At 66.8% G+C, this 23,366-nt stretch carries 16 protein-coding genes; 10 read left to right on the top strand and 6 right to left on the bottom strand.

Going from position 1 to position 23,366, the window contains the following annotated elements:
• Positions 1-355 precede the first annotated feature (355 nt).
• The 5 genes from A6M56_RS18065 to A6M56_RS18045 all read left to right on the top strand — a co-directional run bounded on the left by A6M56_RS18065 (position 356) and on the right by A6M56_RS18045 (position 10,710).
• Positions 356-2,653, top strand: coding sequence for a primosomal protein N' (locus tag A6M56_RS18065; RefSeq protein ID WP_102080944.1), 2,298 nt, complete (start codon positions 356-358; stop codon positions 2,651-2,653).
• A gap of 261 nt (positions 2,654-2,914) precedes the next feature.
• Positions 2,915-6,886, top strand: a complete 3,972-nt coding sequence (gene putA, locus A6M56_RS18060; protein ID WP_286758280.1) for a trifunctional transcriptional regulator/proline dehydrogenase/L-glutamate gamma-semialdehyde dehydrogenase — start codon at positions 2,915-2,917, stop codon at positions 6,884-6,886.
• A gap of 130 nt (positions 6,887-7,016) precedes the next feature.
• The gene (locus tag A6M56_RS18055) at positions 7,017-8,150 is read left to right on the top strand and encodes a branched-chain amino acid ABC transporter substrate-binding protein (protein WP_045785261.1); all 1,134 of its coding nucleotides are present in this window, start codon (positions 7,017-7,019) and stop codon (positions 8,148-8,150) included.
• A 197-nt stretch (positions 8,151-8,347) separates the two neighbouring features.
• A complete protein-coding gene (locus tag A6M56_RS18050; RefSeq protein WP_045785260.1) occupies positions 8,348-9,571 on the top strand; it encodes a cation:proton antiporter in 1,224 nt (407 codons plus the stop codon).
• 5 nt (positions 9,572-9,576) lie between these two features.
• On the top strand, positions 9,577-10,710 hold the full coding sequence (locus tag A6M56_RS18045) for a YbdK family carboxylate-amine ligase (protein ID WP_045785259.1): 1,134 nt from the start codon (positions 9,577-9,579) through the stop codon (positions 10,708-10,710).
• A gap of 15 nt (positions 10,711-10,725) precedes the next feature.
• Here A6M56_RS18045 and A6M56_RS18040 read toward each other — a convergent pair whose 3' ends face one another.
• The 5 genes from A6M56_RS18040 to alc form a co-directional block, all read right to left on the bottom strand.
• Entirely contained in the window at positions 10,726-11,241 is a 516-nt protein-coding gene (locus A6M56_RS18040) for a GNAT family N-acetyltransferase (RefSeq protein ID WP_102080943.1), read from the bottom strand.
• 20 nt (positions 11,242-11,261) lie between these two features.
• Entirely contained in the window at positions 11,262-13,316 is a 2,055-nt protein-coding gene (locus A6M56_RS18035; protein ID WP_102080405.1) for an OPT family oligopeptide transporter, read from the bottom strand.
• Between the two features lie 169 nt (positions 13,317-13,485).
• Positions 13,486-14,760 (bottom strand): M20/M25/M40 family metallo-hydrolase, encoded by a 1,275-nt coding sequence (locus tag A6M56_RS18030; protein ID WP_045785257.1) that lies wholly within the window; start codon positions 14,758-14,760, stop codon positions 13,486-13,488.
• 93 nt (positions 14,761-14,853) lie between these two features.
• Positions 14,854-15,381, bottom strand: coding sequence for an ureidoglycolate lyase (locus A6M56_RS18025; RefSeq protein ID WP_045785256.1), 528 nt, complete (start codon positions 15,379-15,381; stop codon positions 14,854-14,856).
• Positions 15,378-16,388 carry an allantoicase gene (gene alc, locus A6M56_RS18020; RefSeq protein WP_045785255.1) on the bottom strand — a complete coding sequence of 337 codons (1,011 nt, stop codon included), beginning with the start codon at positions 16,386-16,388 and terminating at the stop codon, positions 15,378-15,380. Before alc ends, A6M56_RS18025 begins: the two co-directional genes overlap by 4 nt.
• 322 nt (positions 16,389-16,710) lie before the next feature.
• Here alc and A6M56_RS18015 point away from each other — a divergent pair, with 322 nt between their 5' ends.
• From A6M56_RS18015 to A6M56_RS18005, 3 genes are read left to right on the top strand one after another with little or no spacing between them, the layout of a single operon-like run.
• Positions 16,711-18,051 (top strand): C4-dicarboxylate transporter DctA, encoded by a 1,341-nt coding sequence (locus tag A6M56_RS18015; RefSeq protein WP_045785254.1) that lies wholly within the window; start codon positions 16,711-16,713, stop codon positions 18,049-18,051.
• Positions 18,052-18,088: 37 nt separating this feature from the next.
• Complete coding sequence (locus A6M56_RS18010) at positions 18,089-18,784, top strand: GntR family transcriptional regulator (RefSeq protein ID WP_063392277.1); 696 nt, start codon at positions 18,089-18,091, stop codon at positions 18,782-18,784.
• A 6-nt stretch (positions 18,785-18,790) separates the two neighbouring features.
• Positions 18,791-19,378, top strand: a complete 588-nt coding sequence (locus A6M56_RS18005) for an IMPACT family protein (RefSeq protein ID WP_045785253.1) — start codon at positions 18,791-18,793, stop codon at positions 19,376-19,378.
• A gap of 13 nt (positions 19,379-19,391) precedes the next feature.
• On the opposite strand, the gene A6M56_RS18000 is transcribed toward A6M56_RS18005, so the two are convergent.
• A complete protein-coding gene (locus A6M56_RS18000) occupies positions 19,392-20,303 on the bottom strand; it encodes a LysR family transcriptional regulator (protein ID WP_102080404.1) in 912 nt (303 codons plus the stop codon).
• 350 nt (positions 20,304-20,653) lie between these two features.
• Here A6M56_RS18000 and gcl point away from each other — a divergent pair, with 350 nt between their 5' ends.
• Together gcl and hyi are read left to right on the top strand one after the other, a co-directional pair.
• Entirely contained in the window at positions 20,654-22,429 is a 1,776-nt protein-coding gene (gene gcl / locus A6M56_RS17995; protein WP_045785251.1) for a glyoxylate carboligase, read from the top strand.
• A 43-nt stretch (positions 22,430-22,472) separates the two neighbouring features.
• Positions 22,473-23,255 (top strand): hydroxypyruvate isomerase, encoded by a 783-nt coding sequence (gene hyi, locus A6M56_RS17990; RefSeq protein ID WP_102080403.1) that lies wholly within the window; start codon positions 22,473-22,475, stop codon positions 23,253-23,255.
• Positions 23,256-23,366 lie beyond the last annotated feature (111 nt).

The following is a 23,366-nucleotide window of genomic DNA, read 5'->3' as shown; positions in this document are numbered from 1 at the left end:
TTTTTCGCGGCGCAACAGGAGGTGCTTGCCACATCCATCGCATAAGTGTTTGATTTTTTTGGAAGAATGCGGCGTGCGCGGAAATCGTGCAAGCTAGAAAAGCGCTGGATTTATCGGCCTTCGCGGGCGCCGCGAGCGACTTTTCAACAAAGTTATCCACAGCTTGTGTGGATAGCCTGGAAAACCGGTCACCGATCAGGGCGTCAAGGCACAAACCTCAAGTAGTACTTGAACATCGCGCCGGCTGGGGCGGTCGTTGCGGCGGCAAGGTGAGATGGCGGGTGCGCTTTTCTGACGTGCGGCTGCGCCGATGCGCTGCAACAATCTCTTGGCCTTTCAACCGCTTGTGCTTCGCATGACCACCACCCACGTCGACGTTGCGATTACCGATGGCCCCGTGGCGGCCGCCATCGCGCGTGTCGTGATCGACACGCCGCTCGACGCCGTGTTTGACTACCGTTGCGCGCAGCCCGTGCTGCCGGGGCAACTCGTGGTCGTGCCATTCGGCAACCGCCGCGTGGTGGCGCTCGTGGTGGAGACCGCCGCCACCACCGACGTGCCGCAAGACAAATTGCGCGACGTCGAGCGCGTGCTGGACTGGGTGCCGCCGTTGGACGCCGAATGGCGTGCGCTGGCCGAATTTGCCGCGGGCTATTACCACCGCGCGCTCGGTGAAGTGACGCTGCCCGCGTTGCCGCCGCTGTGGCGGACCCCGGGCAGTTGGGACAACCTCGCCCGGCAGGCCACCGAAACGGTCTACGTGATGGTGGAGCCGGCCCGTGCGGCATTGCTGGACAGCGTTCCCAGGCGCGCCGCCGGCGCCATGCGGCTGGCCGAAGCGCTGACCGGCGACGGCGAGCTTTCCACCAGCGCCGCCGTCGCGCTGCACGGGCAGGCCATTGCCAAGCTGCGCGACTGGGCGGCGCTCGGCTGGCTGCGCGCCGAGTTGCGCCCGAAGCTGCTGCTGCCGCAGCCGCCGTCGCTGCCCGAGCCATCCGGCGCGCCGGCCTTGAATGCCGAACAGGCGGCGGCCGTGAGCGCCATCGCCGAGGCCGGAGCGCAGGGCACGTTCAGCCCCTTCCTGCTGTACGGCGTGACGGGCAGCGGCAAGACGGAGGTCTACCTTCACGCGATCGCCGACACCCTGGCGCGCGACCCGGCTGCCCAGGTCCTGATGCTGGTGCCCGAGATCAACCTGACGCCGCAGCTCCAGGCGCGCATCGCCGCGCGTTTTCCCGGCGTGCCGATGGCCGCCCTGCACAGCGGCCTGGCGGAGCAGCCGCGCGCGCTGAACTGGCTGGCTGCACACCGCGGCGAGGCGCGCATCGTGCTCGGCACACGGCTGGCGATGCTGGCGTCGCTGCCGAACCTCGCCCTCATCCTCGTCGACGAAGAGCACGACACGTCGTACAAGCAGCAGGAAGGCTTGCGTTATTCGGCGCGGGACCTGGCGCTGTGGCGGGCCAAGCAGCGCCAGATTCCCGTCGTGCTCGGTTCGGCCACGCCGTCGCTGGAAACCTGGTGGCGCGCCGAACAGAACGCCACCACGCGCCTGACGCTATCGCACCGCGCGCAAGCCGAGGCGGTGTTGCCGCGCGTGTCGCTCATCGACCTCAATCTGGAGCGCCGCGCCGGGCGGGAGATCCGCGACGGGCTGTCCAAACCGCTCGTCGACGCGATGGCGGAGCGCCTCGCGCGCGGCGAACAGAGCCTGCTGTTCCTCAACCGCCGCGGTTACGCGCCGGTGCTGTCATGCGATGCGTGCGGCTGGCTGTCGGGCTGCCCGCGCTGCTCCGCGTACCTGGTGCTGCACAAGCCCGAGCGGCGCCTGCGCTGCCACCACTGCGGCCATGAATCGCGCATCCCGCATCACTGTCCGGACTGCGGCAACGTCGATATCGCCCCGCTCGGGCGCGGCACGCAACGCATCGAAGAGACGCTCGGCGAGCTGTTCCCGCAGGCCCGCGTCGCCCGCATCGACGCCGATTCCACCCGCCGCAAGGGCAGCGCCGAAGCGCTGTTCGACACCGTGCACGAAGGCAGCGTCGATATCCTGATCGGCACGCAGATGGTCGCCAAGGGGCACGACTTCCAGCGCGTGACGCTGGTGGGCGTGGTCGCGCCCGATTCCTCGCTGTTCTCGCACGACTTCCGCGCGGGGGAGCATCTCTTTGCCTCGCTGATGCAGGTGGCGGGCCGCGCGGGCCGGGCGGGCTTGGCCGGCGAGGTGCTGATTCAGACGCGGTATCCCGACGCACCGGCGCTGCAGGCGCTGGTTCGGCACGACTACGACGGTTTTGCGCGCCAGCTGCTGCGAGAGCGCAAACAGGCCGGGCTGCCGCCGTTTGCCTATCAGGCGTTGTTGACCGCAGAGCACAAGGAAGTCGCACGCGCGCTGGAGTTTTTGGGCGCCGCGCGTTCGGCTGGTGAAGCCTTGGCCGCTGAATTGGGCGCGCCGGTGTTTTTGCATGATCCGGTGCCGATGACGATGGTGCGCCTGGCCAACCGCGAGCGGGCGCAGTTGCTGGTGGAATCGGGTTCTCGCGCGGCGTTGCAGAAGCTTTTGACTGCCTGGACTGAGGGGTTTGCGGGGATTGGCAAGACTGTGAAGGGGGTGCGGTGGCAGTTGGAGATTGATCCTTTGAGGATTTGAGGACTTGAGGGCTGGTGGTCCATCTCCCTTTCGTTCCCTGCCGGGGCTGAAACAAGGGATGCACCAAAAGCAAAAAAACCCACCCGCCAAAGCAATAAAGTCACCCCAAAAGCCCCCAACCACCCCAGCGGTTGCACCCCAATCTACCCATTTCGAACCAAGGGGTTTCACTAGGTTGCACCATCGGCTTCGCCAGGCGTATGATCCGCCCAATTTGCCGGCCACAAGCCTTGGCAATGGCAGCTTTGGATAGGAACCCACATGGCTACAACCACCCTCGGGGTCAAGCTGGACGATGCTTCGCGTGAACGCCTCAAGCGCGTTGCGCAGTCCATTGACCGCACGCCGCATTGGCTGATCAAGCAGGCGATCTTCACGTATCTGGATCAAGTGGAGCGGGGGCAGCTGCCAACTGATGCAAACGGCCCGGCGGCGGATGGCCTCCCGTCCGCCGCCGCAGCCGTCTCGGACGTGCACGAGGGTGACGAGCCCACGGTGCAACCGTTCCTCGAATTTGCGCAGAGCGTGCAACCGCAATCGGTCCTGCGCGCTGCCATCACGGCGGCCTACCGCCGGCCGGAAACCGAAGCCATTCCGATGCTGCTGGAGCAGGCCCGCCTGCCGGGCGCGCTTGCCTCGGACGCGAAGCAGCTCGCCCGCAACCTCGCCGCCAAGCTGCGCACGCAAAAGGTCGGCACCGGCCGCGAAGGTCTGGTGCAGGGCCTGATCCAGGAATTCTCGCTGTCGAGCCAGGAAGGCGTGGCGCTGATGTGCCTGGCCGAGGCGCTGCTGCGCATTCCCGACAAGGCCACGCGCGACGCGCTCATCCGCGACAAGATCAGCAACGGCAACTGGCATTCGCACCTCGGCCAGAGCCCGTCGCTGTTCGTGAACGCGGCCACCTGGGGTCTGCTGCTGACGGGCAAGCTGGTCGCCACGCACAACGAAGCGGGCTTGTCGCGCGCGCTCACGCGCATCATCGGCAAGAGCGGCGAGCCGCTGATCCGCAAGGGCGTGGACATGGCGATGCGCCTGATGGGCGAGCAGTTCGTCACCGGCGAAACCATTTCCGAAGCGCTGGCCAACGCGCGCAAGTTCGAAGCCGAGGGCTTCCGCTACTCCTACGACATGCTCGGCGAGGCCGCGATGACGGAGGAAGACGCCCAGCGCTACCTCGCGTCGTACGAGCAGGCCATCCGCGCGACCGGGCAGGCTTCGGGCGGGCGCGGCATCTACGAAGGGCCGGGCATCTCGATCAAGCTGTCGGCGCTGCACCCGCGCTACAGCCGCGCGCAATACGAGCGCACGATCAACGAGCTGTATCCGCGCGTGAAGGGTCTGGCGATGCTGGCCCGCGAATACGACATCGGCATCAACATCGATGCGGAAGAAGCCGACCGCCTGGAGCTGTCGCTCGACCTGCTGGAGCGCCTGTGCTTTGCACCGGAGCTGGCCGGCTGGAACGGCATCGGCTTCGTGGTGCAGGGCTACCAGAAGCGCTGCCCGTTCGTGCTCGACTACATCATCGACCTGGCCCGCCGCAGCAAGCATCGCCTGATGATCCGCCTGGTGAAGGGCGCGTACTGGGACAGCGAGATCAAGCGTGCGCAGGTCGACGGGCTGGAGGGCTATCCGGTCTACACGCGCAAGGTCTACACCGACGTGTCGTACCTGGCGTGCGCACGCAAGCTGCTGGCCGCGCCGGACGCGATCTTCCCGCAGTTCGCCACGCACAACGCGCACACGCTGGCGGCCATCTACCACATGGCCGGCCAGAACTATTACCCCGGCCAGTACGAATTCCAGTGCCTGCACGGCATGGGCGAGCCGCTGTACGAACAGGTCGTCGGCAACAAGCCGGGCAAGCTGAACCGCCCGTGCCGCATCTATGCGCCGGTCGGCACGCATGAAACGCTGCTCGCCTACCTGGTGCGCCGTCTGCTGGAAAACGGTGCCAACACCTCGTTCGTGAACCGCATTGCGGACGAGTCGATCCCGCTGGACGACCTCGTCGCCGACCCGGTGGAGGTGGTGGAGAAGATGCACGCCGAGGAAGGGGCGCTCGGCCTGCCGCATCCGAAGATTCCGCTGCCGCGCAATCTGTATGGCAACGTCCGCGTGAACTCGGCCGGTATCGACCTGGCCAACGAGCAGCGCCTGGCGTCGCTGTCGTCGGCGCTGCTGGCGGGCACGAGCACGGTCTGGACGGCCGAGCCGACCATCGGCGATGCGCCGTACACCGGCGGCACACCGCAGCCCGTGCGCAATCCGGCAGATCTGCGCGACGTCGTCGGCCACGTGACCGAAGCCAACGAGGCCGACGTCGACGCCGCACTCGCGGCCGCCACGGCCGCCGCCCCAATCTGGCAAGCGACGCCGCCGGAAGCGCGCGCCGCGCTGCTCGATCGCGCCGCCGACCTGATGGAAGGCGAGATGCAGCACCTGATGGGCCTGATCATCCGCGAGGCGGGCAAGACGCTGTCCAACGCCATCGCCGAAGTGCGCGAGGCCGTCGACTTCCTGCGCTACTACGCGGCGCAGGTGCGCGGCGGGTTCTCGAATGACACGCATCGCCCGCTGGGCCCGGTGGTCTGCATCAGCCCGTGGAACTTCCCGCTGGCGATCTTCACCGGCCAGGTCAGTGCCGCGCTGGCTGCGGGCAACCCGGTGCTGGCCAAGCCCGCTGAACAGACTCCGCTGATCGCGGCGCAAGCCGTACGCATCCTGCGCGAAGCCGGCGTGCCGGCCGGTGCCGTGCAACTGCTGCCGGGCCGCGGTGAGACTGTCGGCGCGGCGCTGGTGAAGGACGGGCGCACCAAGGGTGTGATGTTCACCGGTTCGACCGAAGTTGCGCGCATCCTGCAGCGCACGCTGGCCGGCCGCTTGGATGCCAACGGTGCGCCGATCCCGCTGATCGCCGAGACCGGCGGCCAGAACGCGATGATCGTCGATTCGTCCGCGCTGGCCGAGCAGGTGGTGGCCGATGTGCTGTCGTCTGCGTTCGATTCGGCGGGGCAGCGCTGCTCGGCGCTGCGCGTGCTGTGCCTGCAGGATGACGTGGCCGACCGCGTGCTGGCGATGCTCAAGGGCGGCATGGCCGAACTGGCGATGGGCAATCCCGACCGGCTGTCCACCGATGTGGGCCCGGTGATCGACGCCGAAGCGCGCGACAACATCGTCGGCCACATCGAGGCGATGCGCGCCAAGGGCCGCCGCGTGCACCAGACGCCGGTGCCCGATGCCTGCGCGCACGGCACCTTCGTGCCGCCGACGGTCATCGAGCTCGACAGCTTGTCGGATCTGACGCGCGAGATTTTCGGCCCCGTGCTGCACGTGATCCGCTGGAAGCGCACCGCCGACAACACGGGCCTGACCAAGCTCATCGAACAGATCAACGGCACGGGCTACGGTCTGACGCTGGGCATCCACACGCGCATCGACGAGACCATCGCGCACGTCGTGGATCGCGCGCACGTCGGCAACCTGTATGTGAACCGCAATATCGTCGGCGCCGTGGTCGGCGTGCAGCCGTTCGGCGGCGAGGGCCTGTCGGGCACCGGCCCGAAGGCGGGCGGCCCGCTGTACCTGCTGCGCCTGCTGTCGACGTGCCCGCAGGACGCCATGCGCACCGCATTGCAGCTGACCGCAGGCGCCGGCACCGAAGTCGACACCGACGCGCGTCGCGCGCTGCTGGCCCCGTTCGATGCCCTGACGGACTGGGCCCGCAAGCAATCGCCGGCGCTGGCAGCGCTGTGCGAACGCCTGGCGGCCGCCACGGCGACGGGCGCCACGGCCACGCTGCCGGGCCCCACCGGCGAGCGCAATACCTACACGCTGTTGCCGCGCGATGCGGTGCTGTGCGTGGCGGCGGATCCGGCCGACTGGCTGCGCCAGCTGGCGGCCGTGCTGGCCGTCGGCAGCGTCGCTGTGGTGCAGGAAAACCCTGCCATTGAAGCGGTACTGCGTACCCTGCCGGCGGCAGTACAATCGCGCGTCCGCGTGGTGGGGACGCTGGAAGAAGCGGCCTTCGACGCGGTGCTGCACCACGGCGATTCGGACCATCTGCGCGCCATCTGCGAAGGCCTGGCGCGGCGTGCCGGCCCGATCGTCGGCGTGCAAGGTCTGCCGCATGGCGGGGAAGGGCTGGCGCTGGAGCGCCTGCTGATCGAGCGTTCGCTGTCGGTCAATACGGCCGCGGCGGGTGGTAACGCCAGCCTGATGACCATCGGCTGACGGGGAGCAAGAGCAGGATTCGCGGTTCGATTCGTACGACGGGTGCGGATGGGATGCGAAGCGGGAGGAGGGCGGCGGTGATCCCGTCGCGCTATGGATCCAAATTGCGTTTGAACTAGGAGACGCACAAATGAAATTGAAGCAACTGTGGGTGGCGGCGGCGCTGTGTGCGCTGGGTGGTGCAGCATCGGCGCAGGAAGTCATCAAGCTCGGCTACGCCGGCCCGATGACCGGTCCCCAGGCCCAGTACGGCAAGGACATGCAGAACGGCCTGACGCTGGCCGTGGAGGAGTTCAACGCCACCAAGCCGAAGATCGCCGGCAAGGAAGTCAAGTTCCAGCTGATCTCGGAAGACGACCAGGCTGACCCGAAGACCGGCACGACCGTCGCGCAGAAGCTCGTGGACAGCGGCATCAAGGGCATGCTCGGCCACTTCAACTCGGGTACGACCATTCCGGCTTCGCGCATCTACAACAATGCCGGCATTGCGGAAATCGCGATGGCCACGGCGCCGGAATACACCAAGCAGGGCTACAAGACGACGTTCCGCATGATGACTTCCGACACCCAGCAGGGTTCGGTGGTCGGCACGTACGCCGTCAAGAAGCTTGGCTACAAGAACATCGCCATCATCGATGACCGCACCGCATATGGCCAAGGCCTGGCGGACGAATTCGAGAAGGCCGCCAAGGCTGCCGGCGCCACCATCGTGCGTCGCGAGTTCACCAACGACAAGGCGACCGACTTCAAGGCCATCCTCACGCAGATCAAGGCCAAGAAGCCGGACGCCGTGTTCTACGGCGGCGCGGAAGGCCAGTCGGCACCGCTGGTCAAGCAGATGCGCGAGCTGGGCATCAAGTCGACGCTGATCTCGGGCGAAATGTCCAAGACCGACGAGTTCATCAAGCTGGCGGGCGCGCAGGCTGCCGAAGGCGTGGTGTGCTCGCTGGCCGGCCTGCCCCTGGAACAGATGCCGGGCGGCGCCGCTTACAAGCAGCGCTATGAGAAGCGCTTCGGCACGCCGGTGCAGACGTACTCGCCGTACGCCTATGACGGCGCGATGGCGCTGATGCAGGCCATGGTCAAGGCCGGCTCGTCGGACCCGGCGAAGTACCTGCCGATCCTGGCTGCCACGAACATGCAGGGCGTGACCGCCAAGCACTATGCCTACGACGACAAGGGCGACCTGAAGGACGGCGGCATCACCGTCTACAAGGTCACCGGCGGCAAGTGGGTCCCGCTGGAGAGCGTGGGCGGGAAGTAATCCGTCCGGCTTCCGCCGTCCGCAGTATGAAAACCGCCCCCCGGGGCGGTTTTTCTTTGCCTGCGGTAATGCGCTCAAAACGCAGACTTGCCGGTATCTGCATCGAAAATCATCGATCTATTGTTAAATATCGTGTAACGAGGCGGTATCGCGTGTCAGTGCTTGGCTGACTTCTACATTTGGGTGCTTCGGGTACCATGTCGGCCATGACAGGACTTCACGATCTCTTCCCCTCGTGGCCGCCGGAACCGGGCGGCCTGTTCTGGATCGGGCTGGCGCTGGTGGGCGCGGCCCTGTGCGGCGAGTTTGCGCGCGTGGCGCTGCGGCTGCCGCGCATCGTGGGCTATGCGGCAGCCGGATTGGTGGCGGGTGTGCTGGGCCGCCCGCTCATCGACGCCGACATGCTCGACCAGACCCACATCCTCATCGAGATGGCGCTGGCGCTCGCGCTGTTCGAGCTCGGGCACCGGCTCTCGTTCGAGTGGCTGCGCGCCAATCGTTGGCTGTTGCTGACCAGTGGCTTCGAGAGCCTGCTGACCTGGGGCCTCGTCACGTGGGTGCTCCAGCTGTTCGGTGTGGCGGTGCCGGTGGCGGTGGCCGCAGGCGCCATCGCCGTGGCCACGTCGCCGACGGTGCTGCTGCAATTGAAGAACGAACTGCGCGCCGAAGGCCAGGTGACGGAGCGGCTGCTTTCGCTCGGCGCGCTCAACAGCATCTACGCGAGCGTGCTGGTGCCGCTGACCGCGGGCTGGCTGCACAGCGAATACGGGCATTGGGGTGCGGCGCTGCTGCATCCGCTGTACCTGCTGGCAGGTTCCGTGCTGCTGGCCTGGGTGGCGGGCAAGGTCGGCCATGCGCTGTATCACCGCATGGCGGGTGACGATCACTACGCGTTTCTGGTGCTCGTCGGCCTGGTGCTGTTTGCCCTGGCGATGGCCAAGCTGCTCAAGCTCTCGGTGCCGCTCACGCTGCTGCTGGCGGGCGTCGTGTTCAAGCACCAGGACGATCACCCGCGCGTGTGGCCGTCGCACTTCGGCAGCGCGGGCAGCATCCTGATCGTGGTGATGATCGTCTCGCTCGGTCTGCCGCTCAAGGCATCGGACTGGGTGATCGGCGGTGTGGCCGCAGTGGCGCTGGTGCTGTCGCGCTTCATTGCCAAGCTGGCGGCGACGACCGCGCTGGGTTCGTTCTCGGGCCTGTCGATGCGCCAGAGCGTGGCGCTGGGCCTGGCACTCGGACCGATGTCGGGACTGTCTTGGCTGCTCATGCACGACACCGCGGTACTGTATCCGCAAACCGGCGGGCCGCTGGCCGCCATCATCCTGTGCACGCTGGCGATCCAGCAGATTGCCGCACCGATCCTCACGGCACGTTCGTTGCGTTGGGCGGGTGAGGTACGGCAGGAAGAAGGGAGGCACTGAGCCCCATGTCGCTTGAACCGTTTTCGAAATCCGAAGCACTGACGTTTGGCGTCGAGCTGGAACTGCAGCTCGTCAATCGTCACGACTATGACCTGGCCTCGGCCTCGCCGGACTTGCTGCGCATGCTCAAGGGCAAGGAGTATCCCGGCGACATCAAGCCGGAGATCACCGACTCGATGATCGAGATCTCCACCGGCATCTGCCACAGCCACGACGAGGCCCTGTGGCAGCTGCGCGAGATGCGCGACCGCATGGCCGAAGCGGCGACGGCGCTGAACATCGGCATCTGCGGCGGCGGCACGCACCCGTTCCAGCAGTGGAGCCAGCGCCAGATTTCGCAGTCGCCGCGATATCAGTACATCTCGGAGCTGTACGGCTATCTGGCCAAGCAGTTCACGGTGTTCGGCCAGCACGTGCACCTGGGCTGCCCGAGCCCCGACGATGCGCTGTACCTGCTGCACGCCATGTCGCGCTACGTGCCGCACTTCATCGCGCTGGCGGCGTCCTCGCCGTTCGTGCAGGGTGTGGATACGGGGTTTGCCTCGGCGCGCATGAACTCGGTGAGCGCGTTTCCGCTCTCGGGGCGCGCGCCGTTCGTGCTGACATGGGATGCCTTCATTGCGTACTTCGACAAGATGCACGCCACCGGCGTGATCGAAAGCATGAAGGATTTCTACTGGGACATCCGCCCCAAGCCCGAGTACGGCACGATCGAAGTCCGCGTGATGGACACGCCGTTGACGGTCGAGCGCGCCGCCGCCGTCGCCGCCTACATCCAGGCGCTGGGCCGCTGGCTGCTGCTCGATCGCCCGTTCATGCCGGTGGAGGACGACTACCTCGTCTACACCTTCAACCGCTTCCAGGCGTGCCGCTTCGGGCTGGCAGGCGAATACGTCGACCCGGCCACCGGCAACCGTGGCGCGCTGGCCGATCACATCCTGGAAACCAGCAAGCTGCTGTCGGAGCATGCCGAGGCGCTGTCGTCCGAAGGCGCGCTCGACATGGTGCGGGAGGTGGTGGAAGCGCGCGATGCCGATGCGGAATGGATCCGCGCGGCCCAGCGCGAAACCCGCAACCTGCACGAGACCGTGCGGCGCGGTTGCGGCCGATGGGCGCAGGCCGCCACGCAGCCTGCGTGAAGCACCGGCGGACGGTCAGCCGTTGCCGGCCGGGCCCGGCGCCTGCAGAACGCGCTGCATGAAGACGAGGTCGAGCCACTGGCCACGCTTGATGGCGGCCTCGGGCATGCGGCCCACCTCCTTGAAGCCGAGCTTTTCGTGCAGGCGGATCGACGCCGCATTGGCCCCGTCGATGGCGCCCACCATCACATGTTTGCCCAGCGCTGCGGCGCGCTCGCACAGCGCCTCCACGAGCACGCGGCCGAAGCCCTTGCCGCGCCAGTCGCGGTGGATGTGCACCGAGTGTTCGACCGTCGTGCGGAAGCCCGGATACGGCCGGAAGTCGCCGAACGACGCAAAGCCTGCGACCCGCCCGTCGTCGTCGGCCACCAGGACCGGATAGCCCTGCGTAGCGCGCAGCGCCAGCCACGCGCGGCGGTCTTCCAGGGTGGACAGCGTCTCCGTGTACACCGCGTTGGAGTTGGTGATCACGTCGTTGTAGATGGCGAGGATCGCGGGCAGGTCGGCTTCGGTGGCGTCGCGCAGCAGCATGGTGAATCGTCGGGCGTCAGTCAGTGAGTCGGGCGCACGGCCAGCACGCGGCGCGCGAACGCCCAGCATACCAACGCGAAGACGATCAGCCCAAGCCATTGCGCCGTGCCTTCGAACGACGCGCCCACGACCGCCAGCGGCGCATCCTTGCCCGTGGCGCCGATGATGGCCGCCATCAGCACGCCGACCAGGCTTTCGCCCACGATCAGGCCCGAGGCGAGCAGCACGCCGTGGCGGTTCGGCACTTCGGCATAGCGCTCGTACGGCACGCCCGCGGCCTGCGCGCGCCTGGCCAGGATCTTCTCGATGATCCACGCCAGCACCGCGCCCGTCACCAGCACCGTGCTCACGGTCGGCGGCAGGTAGATGCCGATGCCCACTGCCAGCACCGGCAGCCGAGCGACACCGCCACGCTGCTTGAGCGCCCAGTCGATGGCGATCAGGATCACGCCGACGGCGATGCCCGCGATCACCATGTTCCATTCCAGCTGGTGCGTGAAGATGCCGGTGGCGATGGCGGTCATGAGCGTCGCCTGCGGCGCGGACAGCGCCTGCGACGCGTCCATGCCGGCACGCGGCAGTGCGCCGGGGAAGCCGTACGCGTTGTACAGCAGCTCCAGCACGGGCGAGATGACCGCCGCGCCCGCCACGCAGCCGATCAGCAGCGCCACCTGTTGCCGCCATGGCGTGGCGCCGACCAGCCAGCCGGTCTTCAGATCCTGCAGGTTGTCGTTCGAGATGGTCGCCACGGCCACCACCGCCGAGGTCGTGAAGATCGCCAGCGCGATGCCCAGCCGGCTCGCTTCCGGCGAGCCCAGAAGGCCGTTGTCCGCGCCCACGGCCAACAGCAGCAGCGACACCAGCGTGATGGCGATGATGCCGATGCCCGAGATCGGGCTCGACGACGAACCGATCAGCCCGGCCATGTAGCCGCACGCCGCGGCCACCAGGAAGCCGAACACCACGGCGAAGACGACCGCGCATGCAATGAGCGTCCAGCGCGAGCCGGCCGACAGCATGGTCGGCGCCAGGAAGGCCGCAAAGGTGATCACCAGCACGGCCACCATGGCCAGCGTGACCAGGAGGATCCAGCGCGGCGCCATGTCCTGCTCGGTGCGCTGCGTGGCGTCCGCTTGCGGGCGCAGGCTGCCGAATGAGCGCTTCATGCCGTGCAGCACCGGGCCGATGAGCGTGCCGAGCGTCCACACGGCGGCCACGGCGATCACGCCCGCGCCGATGAAGCGCACCTGCGTGCGCCACACGTCGGTGCCGAACGCGGCGAGCGTCTTGCCCGCCGGCATCGGCGTGATGGACGTCAGGTACGGCACCGCGATGCCCCACGCGATGACCAGGCCCACCAGCATGGCGATCCCGGCCACCACGCCGATCAGGTAACCGGCACCCAGCAGCGCGGTCGAAAACCCGAGCGGCAGCCGCACGACCGATGCGCCGGCGGCAAGCCACCAGCTCGCGCCTTCGCCCAGCACACGCAGGCCACTGGTCGCAAACGCGACCACAGCCGCCACGATGCCGCCGGTGGCGATATCGCGCATGCCGGTGGCAGCGGGCACCGCGTCGTCGGCCGTGGCATCGGAGCCGTCGGCGAGCTGGCCGCTGCCCACCCGCAGGATTTCCGCCGCGGCCACGCCTTCGGGGTAGGGCAGGTCACTCTGCACGACCATCGCGTGACGCAGCGGAATTGTGAACACCACGCCGAGCATGCCGCCGGCCATGCACACGCCGAACGTCTGCCAGAACGGGAAGCCTTGCCAGTGGCCGATCATCACGAGGCCCGGCAGGATGAAGATGATGGAAGACAGCGTCCCGGCCGCGGACGCCTGCGTCTGCACCATGTTGTTCTCGAGGATGTTCGTGCCGCCCAGCATGCGCAGCACCGCCATCGAGATGACGGCGGCCGGGATCGCGGAAGAGAACGTCAGGCCCACTTTCAGGCCAAGGTACACATTGGATGCGGTAAAGATCACGGTGATGATGGCACCGAGGATCATGCCGCGCAGCGTCAGCTCCGGCAGGGTTGCGGCCGGAATGTGCTTGGAAGGATGGGGGGATTGCATCCTGCGGGTCTCCGATGAGGGTTTTGTGGCCCGGATTATAGGAGGGGCAGGAGGCGGGTGAGGGCGTCGGGGGTTGCAGCGAACCTCTAATCCGCTGCTCTGCGGCGGATTGCGCAAATGCAAAGGGCCGGCAAGGCCGGCCGCACGCAGCGATGCAACGATGCGGCGATCACGCGCCCAGCAGTTCCGCCACCGCGCAGCCCACCACGACCGTCGCGCCGCGCAGGTCGTGCAGCCGCAGGTTCTCGTCGGTGTTATGGCCGCGCGCTTCCATCAGCGTACGCGGCCCGGCACCGTAGAGAACGGTCGGGACGCCGCGCGCGGTGTAGTGCCGGGCATCGGTGTACAGCGGCACGCCGTGGACCGGCACGTCGCCGCCGAACACCGCCTGCGCATGGCGACGCAACGCCCCGATGAGCGTCTGCACGCCCGGCAATTCCGCCAGCGGTTCGGCCAGGATGATGCGCTCGACCGACACCTCGATGCCCGGGCGATCCGCCGCGGCGCGCTCGATCACGGCACGCAGCTCTTCCTGGGCATCGCGCCCGGCCTCTTCCGGAATCATCCGGCGGTCGATGCGGAACGTCACCAGATCGGGCACGACGTTCGTGTTGATGCCGCCCTGGATCAGGCCGACGTTCAGCGTGGCGTGGTCGATGCCCGGCACGGCGGACTTGCGCGTCGCCAGTTCCCCGCGATACGCATACACGGCCTGCAGGATGTGCGTGGCCGCCTCGATGGCGTCGATGCCGGTGTGCGGCATGGCGGCATGCGCCTGCCTGCCGCGCACGGTCACCTCCACGTGCAGGCAGCCGTTGTGCGCCGACGTGATGCCGTATGCAAAGCCGGCCGAGATGGCGTAATCGGGCTGGCTCAGGCCCTGGTCCAGCAGCCATTTCGGGCCGACATCGCCGCCGGTCTCCTCGTCGTAGGTGAAATGCAGCTCGACCGTACCGTTGAGCTTCGCCCCGCGCTGTTCGGCGTCGATGAGCGCCAGCAGCGCCCACGTGTACGTCGCGAAATCCGATTTGGACACCGCCACGCCGCGGCCGAACATGGTCGGGCCGTGGTCGGTCTGGACGATCTCGCCGCCGTACGGATCATGCGTCCAGCCCAGGCCGGGCGGGACGACATCGCCGTGTGCGTTCATGGCGACGGTCGGGCCGCCGCTGCCGAACGTGTGGCGCACGATGAGGTTGGTGGCGCTGGCCATGCCGGCTGCGCGCACCTGCGCTTCGGGCACCGCATGCGCCTCGACGGTCAGGCCAAGGCCTTCCAGCAGTGCCTTGGCGCGCGCGGCGTGCGGGGCGCAGTCGCCGGGCGGGTTGTCCGACGGCACCTTCACCAGCTCGCGCAGGAAGTCGATCTGCTGCGCGTGCCCCGCCTCGACAAACGCGCGGATGTCCGCGTCGATGCCGGTGGCGGTGAGTTGAGCCTGGGTCATGTCGATGTCTCCGTATCGGTATTGGCGAAGGACGTTCAAAGTGACTGAGCCCCCGTTGTACGGGGGCTCAGGATGGTGCGGACGGCGAGGCGGCTACTGCGCGGCGCGCAAGGCCTCTTCGGTCAGCCATACCGATTCGGGCAGATCCTGCTCGTCGCAGTTGTGGCCTTCGCCGCCGCGGTCGACGACGATGAAGTCGCTGACCTGCTCCAGCGCCAGCAGCGGGTGATGCCACACCCCGCGCGCGTAGTTCACGCCCTGCCAGCCGCGCGACACGAAGGCGCGCAGCTTGGACGGATCAAGCCCGCCCGCAGGCGCCACGACCACCAGGTACGGCTTGTCGTTCAGCGGGATGAAGGCCTGGCTGCCGCGCGGATGGCGCTCCAGCATCTTCACTTCGAACGGCAGCGTGCGCGGCTGGCCGCGGAACAGGTTGATGAGCGCCCGGCCGCCTTCCCCCACGTCCACGTTGGCGAGGTCGTGAAAGCGCGTGGTGGTGCCCTGGTTGATCGGGAACTGCTTGGCGCCCTCGAGTTCGATCACATCGCCGAACGGGGCGAAGGCTTCACGCGTGAGCGGCTCGATGGTCAGCGCAATGCGCGCGATGGCGTCCTGGCTCATTCCAGCACCCCCCACAGGCGCAGGCGCGACACACCGCCGTCCGGGAACATGTTGAAGCGCACGTGCGTGACGACGCCCATGTCGGCGATCTCCGCTTCGTAGTAGTGCTGCAGGTCCATCTGCAGCTTCTGCTCGGGCAGCAGCGTCTGCCAGAACATCGCTTGCGTCTTGAGCGAGCTGTCGGTGCCGCCCACCACGCGCGCGGCCTGGATGGAAACGCGGTCGGCAAAGTTGCCCTTGAAGTGCGCCGTATCGACTTCGATCTTGCGGATGCGGCCCGGGTGCGCCAGCGCGATGATGCACCAGTCGTTGCCGGGCTCGCGGCGGCGGCGCGTCTCCCAGCCGTCGCCCATGTTCACGCCGCGGCCCGGCATGAGCATGCGCGAGGCCGGCCCGAAGTGTTCGTTGTTCGCTTCGACCACGTAGGCGCCGTTTTCCATCGCGGCGAGATCGAACAGCTGGGTGCGGTCCGCGCCCTTCCAGTCGACTTGCGGCTGGCCATACACGCGCAGGCGCGCGATGCCGCCGTCCGGGAAGATGTTCAGGCGCAGGTGCGTGTACGCGCCCGGGTCGGTCACGGCCACGTAGGCGTGGCTGTTGCCCTGCAGCGTGGTCGAGGGAACGATCTCGGTCCATTGCGTGGCATCGGTCGGCTCGCCGTCGGCCACGTAGGCGGCCTCGATGGACGCCGCCGGCGGGAAATTGCCGGTGAAGTGGCTCGTGTCGATGTCCACGCCCTTCACGACGCCCGGGCGGGCCAGCCGGACGATGCAGTAGTCGTAACCGCCGTTGCGGCGACGGCGCGTTTCCCAGCCGTCCATCCACTTGCCGTGGTCGTCGTATTTGCCGGGGATGAACACTGCCGGCTCGGGATTGAGCATGCGGCTCTTCGGTGCAAAGAACTCGTCGGTGGCGAACGTCGCTTCAGCGCCCAGGCGAGGGTCCGCCAGGTTCGGATAGCGGCGCGTGAAGTCGGGAGCGTTCGGATCGAGCGTAGGCATCGCCATGGGGGTCTCCTTGGGATCGGTCTCTGGATGGTATACGGCGGCCCCGATCGGCGAACTGCCGGACAACAGCAATACGAGAGGTCGGGCCGACGGTGCAGCATGTGGGCCAGGTGCGCAGGGCATTGCCGACTGCATGCGGGTCATCCTAGCATGTGAATTCAAAAATTGCATACAAAAATTGGATCGCCTATGATGCCGTGAACGCTCCAACAATCCAGCGCGACAACTTTGTGCGATGCAGCGAGCGCGACAGGGCTTTCCCGACAATCGCGATAGACGAAACGGGCGCCCAAGACACCTGAAATCCAAAGGAGGATTCACCATGCAACGCTTTACGCGCCCGCTGTTCGGGCAGGTTTTGATCGCCCTCGCGGTGGGCATCGCGCTGGGCATCTGGGCGCCCGACTTCGCGCAGCATCTCAAGCCGCTGGGTGACGGCTTCCTGAAGCTGATCAAGATGCTGATCGCGCCGATCGTCTTCTCCGTCGTGGTGGTGGGGATCTGCGGCGCGGGCGAGCTCAAGAAGGTCGGGCGCGTGGGCGGCAAGGCCGTCATCTACTTTGAGATCGTCACGACGATTGCGCTGGCGCTCGGCATCGGCCTGGCCTACGTGTTCGGCCCCGGCCACGGCATGAACGTCGACCCGAAGACGCTCGATCCGGCCGCCATGGCGTCGTACATGGACACCGCCAAGCAGGTGGAATCGACCGGCGTGGCCGCCTTCCTCCTCAAGCTGATCCCGGATACGTTCGTGAGCGGCTTTGTGAAGGGCGACATCCTGCAGGTGCTGCTGGTGTCGATCCTGTTCGGCTGCGCGCTGTCGCTGCTGGGTGAGCGGACCAAGCCGCTGGTCAACCTGATCGATCAGCTCTCGCACGTGCTGTTCCGCATGATGGCCGTGATCATCCGCCTGGCGCCGCTGGGCGTGCTCGGCGCGGTGGCGTTCACCGTCGGCAAGTACGGCGCCGGCTCGCTCAAGCAGCTGGGCTTCCTGGTGCTGCTGTTCTATGCGGCCGTGGCGCTGTTCGTGTTTGTGGTGCTCGGCACCATCCTGCGCGTGGCGGGCTTCAACATCTTCAAGCTGATCCGCTTTCTGCGCGCCGAACTGCTGGTGGTGCTGGGCACGGCATCGTCCGACGCGGTGCTGCCGTCCATCATGAACAAGCTGGAGAAGATGGGCATCAAGCGCTCGGTGGTGGGGCTGGTCATCCCGACGGGCTACTCGTTCAACCTCGATGCGTTCTCGATCTACCTGACGCTGGCCGCCGTGTTCATCGCGCAGGCGACCAACACGCCGCTGTCGATGCATGACCTGCTGCTGATCCTGGCCGTGGCGCTGATCACGTCCAAGGGTGCGCACGGCATTCCGGGCTCGGCCATCGTGATCCTGGCGGCCACGCTGTCGGTCATTCCCGCCATTCCGGCGATCGGGCTGGTGCTCGTGCTCTCCGTCGACTGGTTCATCGGCATTGCCCGCGCCCTGGGCAACCTGATCGGCAACTGCGTCGCCACGGTGGTGATCGCCGCGTGGGAAAAGGACATCGACCGCGTGCGCGCGAACGACGTGCTCGACGGCAAGATCGACATCACCGAAGAGGGCGAGGCGATCCCCCACGGCCATGGCATCGCGGCGCCCGGTGCGCCCACGCTGCCGCATGCCTGACGCGGCACGCCTGTCGGACGGCGGTAAAATCGGCGCCATGACCGAAACCACCGCCGCCGACATCTCCTCCGAAGGCATTGCCGACGACATCGCACAGGCGATCGTCGCGCATCGGCTGCCGCCCGGCACCAAGCTGCGCGAAGAGGCGCTGGCGCGGGTCTACCACGTCAGCCGCACAAAGATTCGTGCCGCGCTGCTGATGCTGGCCAAGGACAAGCTGATCCGCATGGAGCCGGATCGCGGCGCGTTCGTCGCCAAGCCCGATGAGACCGAGGCCCGCGAAGTCTTTGCCGTACGGCGCGTGCTGGAAGTGGCACTGGCGCGCGAGTTCATCGCCAAGGCCACGCCGGCCGACTATGCGCGGCTCGAAAAGCACTTGGCCGAAGAGCACAGGGTGGCGGCCAGCGCCAACCTGGCGGACGTCCCGCGCCGCAACCGCCTGATGGCCGACTTCCACCTGCTGCTGGCCGACGTGGTCGGCAACAGCGTGCTCAAGGAAATGCTGCGCGAGCTCTCCGCCCGCAGCTCGGTCATCACGATGCTGTATCAATCCACCTACGATGCGGTGCGCTCGTCCGAAGAGCACACCGCCTTTCTGGAAGCCGCCAAGCGCGGCGACGTGGAAGGTGCCATCGCCCTGATGGAAGAGCACATGGCGCACACCGAGGCGTCGCTGAAGTTCGAATCGCCGGGTGGCCGCGCGACGGACCTCGTTGCCGCGCTGCTGGCCTGAGCGCGCGTGCCGACGTACACGCTGCGCGCGCCGGTGTCGGCCGAGCTGGACATCAGGAAAAGCCGCTTCATCGCATGGGCTGTGCCGGTCGAAGACCGCGCCGCTGCCATGGACGTCGTCGCGCGTCTGCGGGCCGAGCACCCGACTGCCACGCATGTCTGCTGGGCGCTGCTGGCCGGCGGCCAGTCGGGGATGTCCGATGATGGCGAGCCCTCCGGCACCGCAGGCCGCCCCATCCTCGAAGTGCTGCGCCACCACGACCTGGACGGCACGCTCGGTGCCGTGGTGCGCTACTTCGGCGGCGTGAAGCTCGGCGCGGGCGGCCTGGTGCGCGCCTACACCGATGCCATCGCCACCGCGCTCATGCAGGCCGAGCGCGTGGAGCGCATCGCCAGCACCACGCTCACGCTCGTCACCGATTACGCCGATGAGGCGCGCATCCGGCGGTGGGTCGATGAAGGCGGCTATGCGCTGGTCGAGGCGGCTTACGATGCCGGCGTTGCGCTCACCGTGCGCTTGCCCGTGACCGATGAGGCGGCTGCGCGTGCGACGCTGCGGGACCTGACGCAGGGACGCGTCGTCATCGCCGAGTGACGCTGAGCGCGCCTCACTCCGCCCGCGACCAATACCCCGGCTGCGCAAACACCGCCTTCAGGTGTTCGATGAAGAACCGGATCTTCGCAGGCACCGGCCGCTGCTGCGGGTACACGGCGAGGATGTCGTAGTCGGGCAGCGCGTAGTCATCCAGCACGGTCATCAGCGCGCCGGATTCGAGTTCCGGCTGGATCTCCCACGTTGAACGCCACCCCAGGCCCAGGCCTTCGCCCATCCAGCGGTGCAGCAGTTCGCCGTCGTTGCAGTCGAGGTTGCCGCTGACCTTCACGGTGACGGCCTTGCCGTTCTGCTGGAAATACCAGCCGCGCTGCTGGCCGCCCTGCAGGTTGAAGGCGAGGCAATTGTGCTTGGCCAGGTCGTCGAGTGTGCGCGGCACGCCGTGCTTGGCGAAATACGCCGGCGTGCCGCACACCACGCGCTTGTTCGAAGCCAGCCGGATCGCCACGAAGTTCGGATCGATGGCCCCGCCGATGCGGATGCCGAGGTCGTAGCCCTCGCGCACGAGGTCGACCACGCGGTCGGTCAGGTTGAACGAGATGCGCACGTCGGGGTTGGCACGCAGAAAATCCGGCGCGTGCGGCGCGACGTGCTTGCGCCCAAACGCGGCCGGCGCCGACACGATCAGGTGCCCCGTCGCCTTGTGGCGGCCCTCGGCGACGAGCAGTTCTGCGCGGTCCAGTTCGCCCAGCGCCTTCTTGCACTGCTCCATGAACACCGCGCCCTGTTCGGTCACGGCAATGCGCCGCGTGGACCGGTGCAGCAGCTTCACGCCCAGCCTGGCTTCGAGCGCGTTGATGCGGCGCCCGATCATGACGGGCGTCACGTCCTGCGTGAGCGCGGCGGCGGCCATGCTGCCGTGCTCCACCACGGCGATGAACGCCTCGATCTGCTTGAGCTTGTCCATTCCATCATTCCAGTTCGCAATGTCACGCCATTCTAGTGAGCATTCCGTACGCGGATTGCGCCTATTCAGCGCATATCACCTGTGACGAATGGAAAAAATCGGTGTGTGCGGAGTGATGCGAGGCGTGGTCCTGCATCGCTCTTTTTGCGCCGCAGCAAATCAACTGAAAGCGGCATGAATCCTGGCGTCCTCGGCGGTGACACGGCTTCGGCATTGCTGCGCCACGCGAGAGCATTCGATATGCAAAGTTAGCAATCAACTGACGAAACCTGCGTTTATCGGTATCGGCATGCGGGAATAGGATCAGCCCCAACGTATTCCCACCTTCCCCTTCCTGGAGACACACCACCATGCCGAAGATGAGAGCAATCGACGCCGCCGTTGCGGTGCTGGAGAAAGAAGGCATCACCACCGCCTTCGGCGTGCCGGGTGCCGCCATCAACCCGCTGTACTCGGCCTTGCGCAAGAACGGCAACATCGCCCACGTGCTGGCCCGCCACGTGGAAGGCGCCTCGCACATGGCCGAGGGCTACACCCGTGCCGAGGCCGGCAACATCGGCGTGTGCATCGGCACGTCGGGCCCTGCCGGCACCGACATGATCACCGGCCTGTACTCGGCCTGGGCAGATTCGATTCCCATCCTCTGCATCACCGGCCAGGCGCCGCGCGCACGCCTGTACAAGGAAGACTTCCAGGCTGTCGACATCGAATCGATCGCCAAGCCGGTCACGAAGTGGGCCGTCACCGTGCGTGAGCCGGCGCTGGTGCCGCGCGTGTTCCAGCAGGCGTTCCACCTGATGCGCTCGGGCCGCCCGGGCCCGGTGCTGATCGACCTGCCGTTCGACGTGCAAGTCGCCGAGATCGAATTCGATCCCGACACGTACAGCCCGCTGCCGGTCTACAAGCCCGCGGCAACGCGTGCGCAGGCCGAGCGCGCCATCGAGATGCTGTGCCAGGCCGAGCGCCCGCTGCTGGTGTGCGGCGGCGGCGTGATCAACGCCGATGCGGCCCAGCTGATGGTCGAGTTTGCCGAGCTGGTGAACGTGCCCGTCGTCCCGACCCTGATGGGCTGGGGCGTGCTGGCCGACGACCACCCGCTCAACGCCGGCATGGTCGGCCTGCAAACGTCGCACCGCTACGGCAACGCCACGCTGCTGGCGTCGGACTTCGTGTTCGGCATCGGCAACCGCTGGGCCAACCGCCACACCGGCAGCGTCGACGTCTACACCAAGGGCCGCAAGTTCGTGCACGTCGATATCGAACCGACCCAGATCGGCCGCGTGTTCGGTCCGGACCTGGGCATCGTCTCGGACGCCAAGGCGGCGCTGGAGAAGTTCATTGAAGTCGCCCGCGAGCTGAAGGCCGCCGGCAAGCTGCCGTGCCGCAAGAGCTGGAACGCCGACGTGCAGAAGCGCAAGCGCACGATGCTGCGTCGCTCCGACTTCGACAACGTGCCCATCAAGCCGCAGCGCGTGTACCGCGAGATGAACCAGTACTTCCCGCGCGACGTGCGTTACGTGAGCACGATCGGCCTGTCGCAGATCGCCGCTGCGCAGTTCCTGTCGGTCAACCAGCCGCGCCACTGGATCAACTGCGGCCAGGCAGGCCCGCTGGGCTGGACGATTCCCGCCGCCATCGGCGTGAAGGTGGCCTCGCCCAACAGCGACGTGGTGGCCATCTCGGGTGATTACGACTTCCAGTTCATGATCGAAGAGATGGCGGTGGCCGCGCAGTTCAAGGTGCCGTACATCCACGTGGTGGTGAACAACTCGTACCTGGGCCTGATCCGCCAGGCGCAGCGCAACTTCGACATGGACTACTGCGTCCAGCTCGCCTTCGACAACGTCAACGCACCCGAGCTGAACGGCTACGGCGTCGACCACGTGAAGGTGGTGGAAGGCCTGGGTTGCAAGGCGATCCGCGTGTTCAAGCCCGAAGACATCGAACCCGCCTTTGCGCAGGCCCGCAAGCTGATGGCCGAGTTCTCGGTGCCGGTGATGGTGGAAGTGATTCTCGAGCGCGTGACCAACATCGCGATGGGTACCGAGATCGACAACGTGGTCGAGTTTGAAGAAGTGCTCGACCTGGAAGACACCCTCACGGAAGCCGAAGGCGTCACCGCATAAAGACGGCGCGCCATTCCCTCACCGTCCGATACAAGGAGAAACCATGACCAAGCTGGCAGCCAACCTGACCATGCTGTTCAACGAACAGGCCTTCCTCGACCGCTTCGAAGCCGCCGCGCGTGCGGGCTTTCGCGGGGTGGAGTTCCTGTTTCCCTACGCGTTTCATGCTGACCAGATTGCCGATCGCCTGAACCGCTTCCAGCTCGACCTGGTCCTGCACAACCTGCCGGCCGGCAACTGGGACGGCGGCGAGCGCGGCATCGCCATCCTGCCTGACCGCGTGAGCGAGTTTCAGGACGGCGTGGGCGAAGCCATCAAGTACGCCAAGGTGCTCGGCGTGAAACAGCTCAACTGCCTGGTGGGCATCCGTCCCGAAGGTGTGAGCGAAGACGCGGCGCGCAAGACGCTGGTGGAGAACCTGAAGTTTGCGGCGAAGGCACTGAAGGCCGAGAAGATTGATCTGCTGATCGAGCCGATCAACACGTTCGATATTCCGGGCTTTTACCTGAACCGCACGCAGCAGGCGCTGGACCTGATCAACGACGTGGACGCGTCCAACCTGTACGTGCAGTACGACATCTACCACATGCAGCGGATGGAAGGCGAAGTGGCTGGCACGCTGAAGCGCCATCTGGACAAGATCAAGCATGTGCAGCTGGCGGACAACCCTGGGCGCAATGAGCCGGGGACTGGGGAGATCAACTATCAGTTCCTGTTCCGTTGGTTGGATGAGATTGGGTACACGGGGTGGGTTGGGTGTGAGTACAAGCCTAAGGCTGGGACGGTTGAGGGTCTCGGCTGGCGTGACGCGCACCGTGTTGCTTGATTCTTTGTTTGGTTTTGCCTCGGTGGTGCATCCCTTGTTTCATCCCCTGCCGGGGCTGACTCACTTTTCTTTGTCTTGCCAAAGAAAAGTAAGCAAAAGAAAGGCGCGCCC

This window comes from Ralstonia sp. RL, assembly GCF_001683835.1.
Lineage (GTDB): Bacteria > Pseudomonadota > Gammaproteobacteria > Burkholderiales > Burkholderiaceae > Ralstonia > Ralstonia mannitolilytica.
Note: the sequence above shows the minus strand (reverse complement) of the source record. Positions and strands in the feature narration are given on the sequence as shown.

Coding starts and splice junctions, on each gene's coding strand:
- A6M56_RS18065 (WP_102080944.1), top strand. CDS start 356: ATGACCACCACCCACGTCGACGTTGCGATTACCGATGGCCCCGTGGCG.
- putA (WP_286758280.1), top strand. CDS start 2,915: ATGGCTACAACCACCCTCGGGGTCAAGCTGGACGATGCTTCGCGTGAA.
- A6M56_RS18055 (WP_045785261.1), top strand. CDS start 7,017: ATGAAATTGAAGCAACTGTGGGTGGCGGCGGCGCTGTGTGCGCTGGGT.
- A6M56_RS18050 (WP_045785260.1), top strand. CDS start 8,348: ATGTCGGCCATGACAGGACTTCACGATCTCTTCCCCTCGTGGCCGCCG.
- A6M56_RS18045 (WP_045785259.1), top strand. CDS start 9,577: ATGTCGCTTGAACCGTTTTCGAAATCCGAAGCACTGACGTTTGGCGTC.
- A6M56_RS18040 (WP_102080943.1), bottom strand. CDS start 11,241: ATGCTGCTGCGCGACGCCACCGAAGCCGACCTGCCCGCGATCCTCGCC.
- A6M56_RS18035 (WP_102080405.1), bottom strand. CDS start 13,316: ATGCAATCCCCCCATCCTTCCAAGCACATTCCGGCCGCAACCCTGCCG.
- A6M56_RS18030 (WP_045785257.1), bottom strand. CDS start 14,760: ATGACCCAGGCTCAACTCACCGCCACCGGCATCGACGCGGACATCCGC.
- A6M56_RS18025 (WP_045785256.1), bottom strand. CDS start 15,381: ATGAGCCAGGACGCCATCGCGCGCATTGCGCTGACCATCGAGCCGCTC.
- alc (WP_045785255.1), bottom strand. CDS start 16,388: ATGGCGATGCCTACGCTCGATCCGAACGCTCCCGACTTCACGCGCCGC.
- A6M56_RS18015 (WP_045785254.1), top strand. CDS start 16,711: ATGCAACGCTTTACGCGCCCGCTGTTCGGGCAGGTTTTGATCGCCCTC.
- A6M56_RS18010 (WP_063392277.1), top strand. CDS start 18,089: ATGACCGAAACCACCGCCGCCGACATCTCCTCCGAAGGCATTGCCGAC.
- A6M56_RS18000 (WP_102080404.1), bottom strand. CDS start 20,303: ATGGACAAGCTCAAGCAGATCGAGGCGTTCATCGCCGTGGTGGAGCAC.
- gcl (WP_045785251.1), top strand. CDS start 20,654: ATGCCGAAGATGAGAGCAATCGACGCCGCCGTTGCGGTGCTGGAGAAA.
- hyi (WP_102080403.1), top strand. CDS start 22,473: ATGACCAAGCTGGCAGCCAACCTGACCATGCTGTTCAACGAACAGGCC.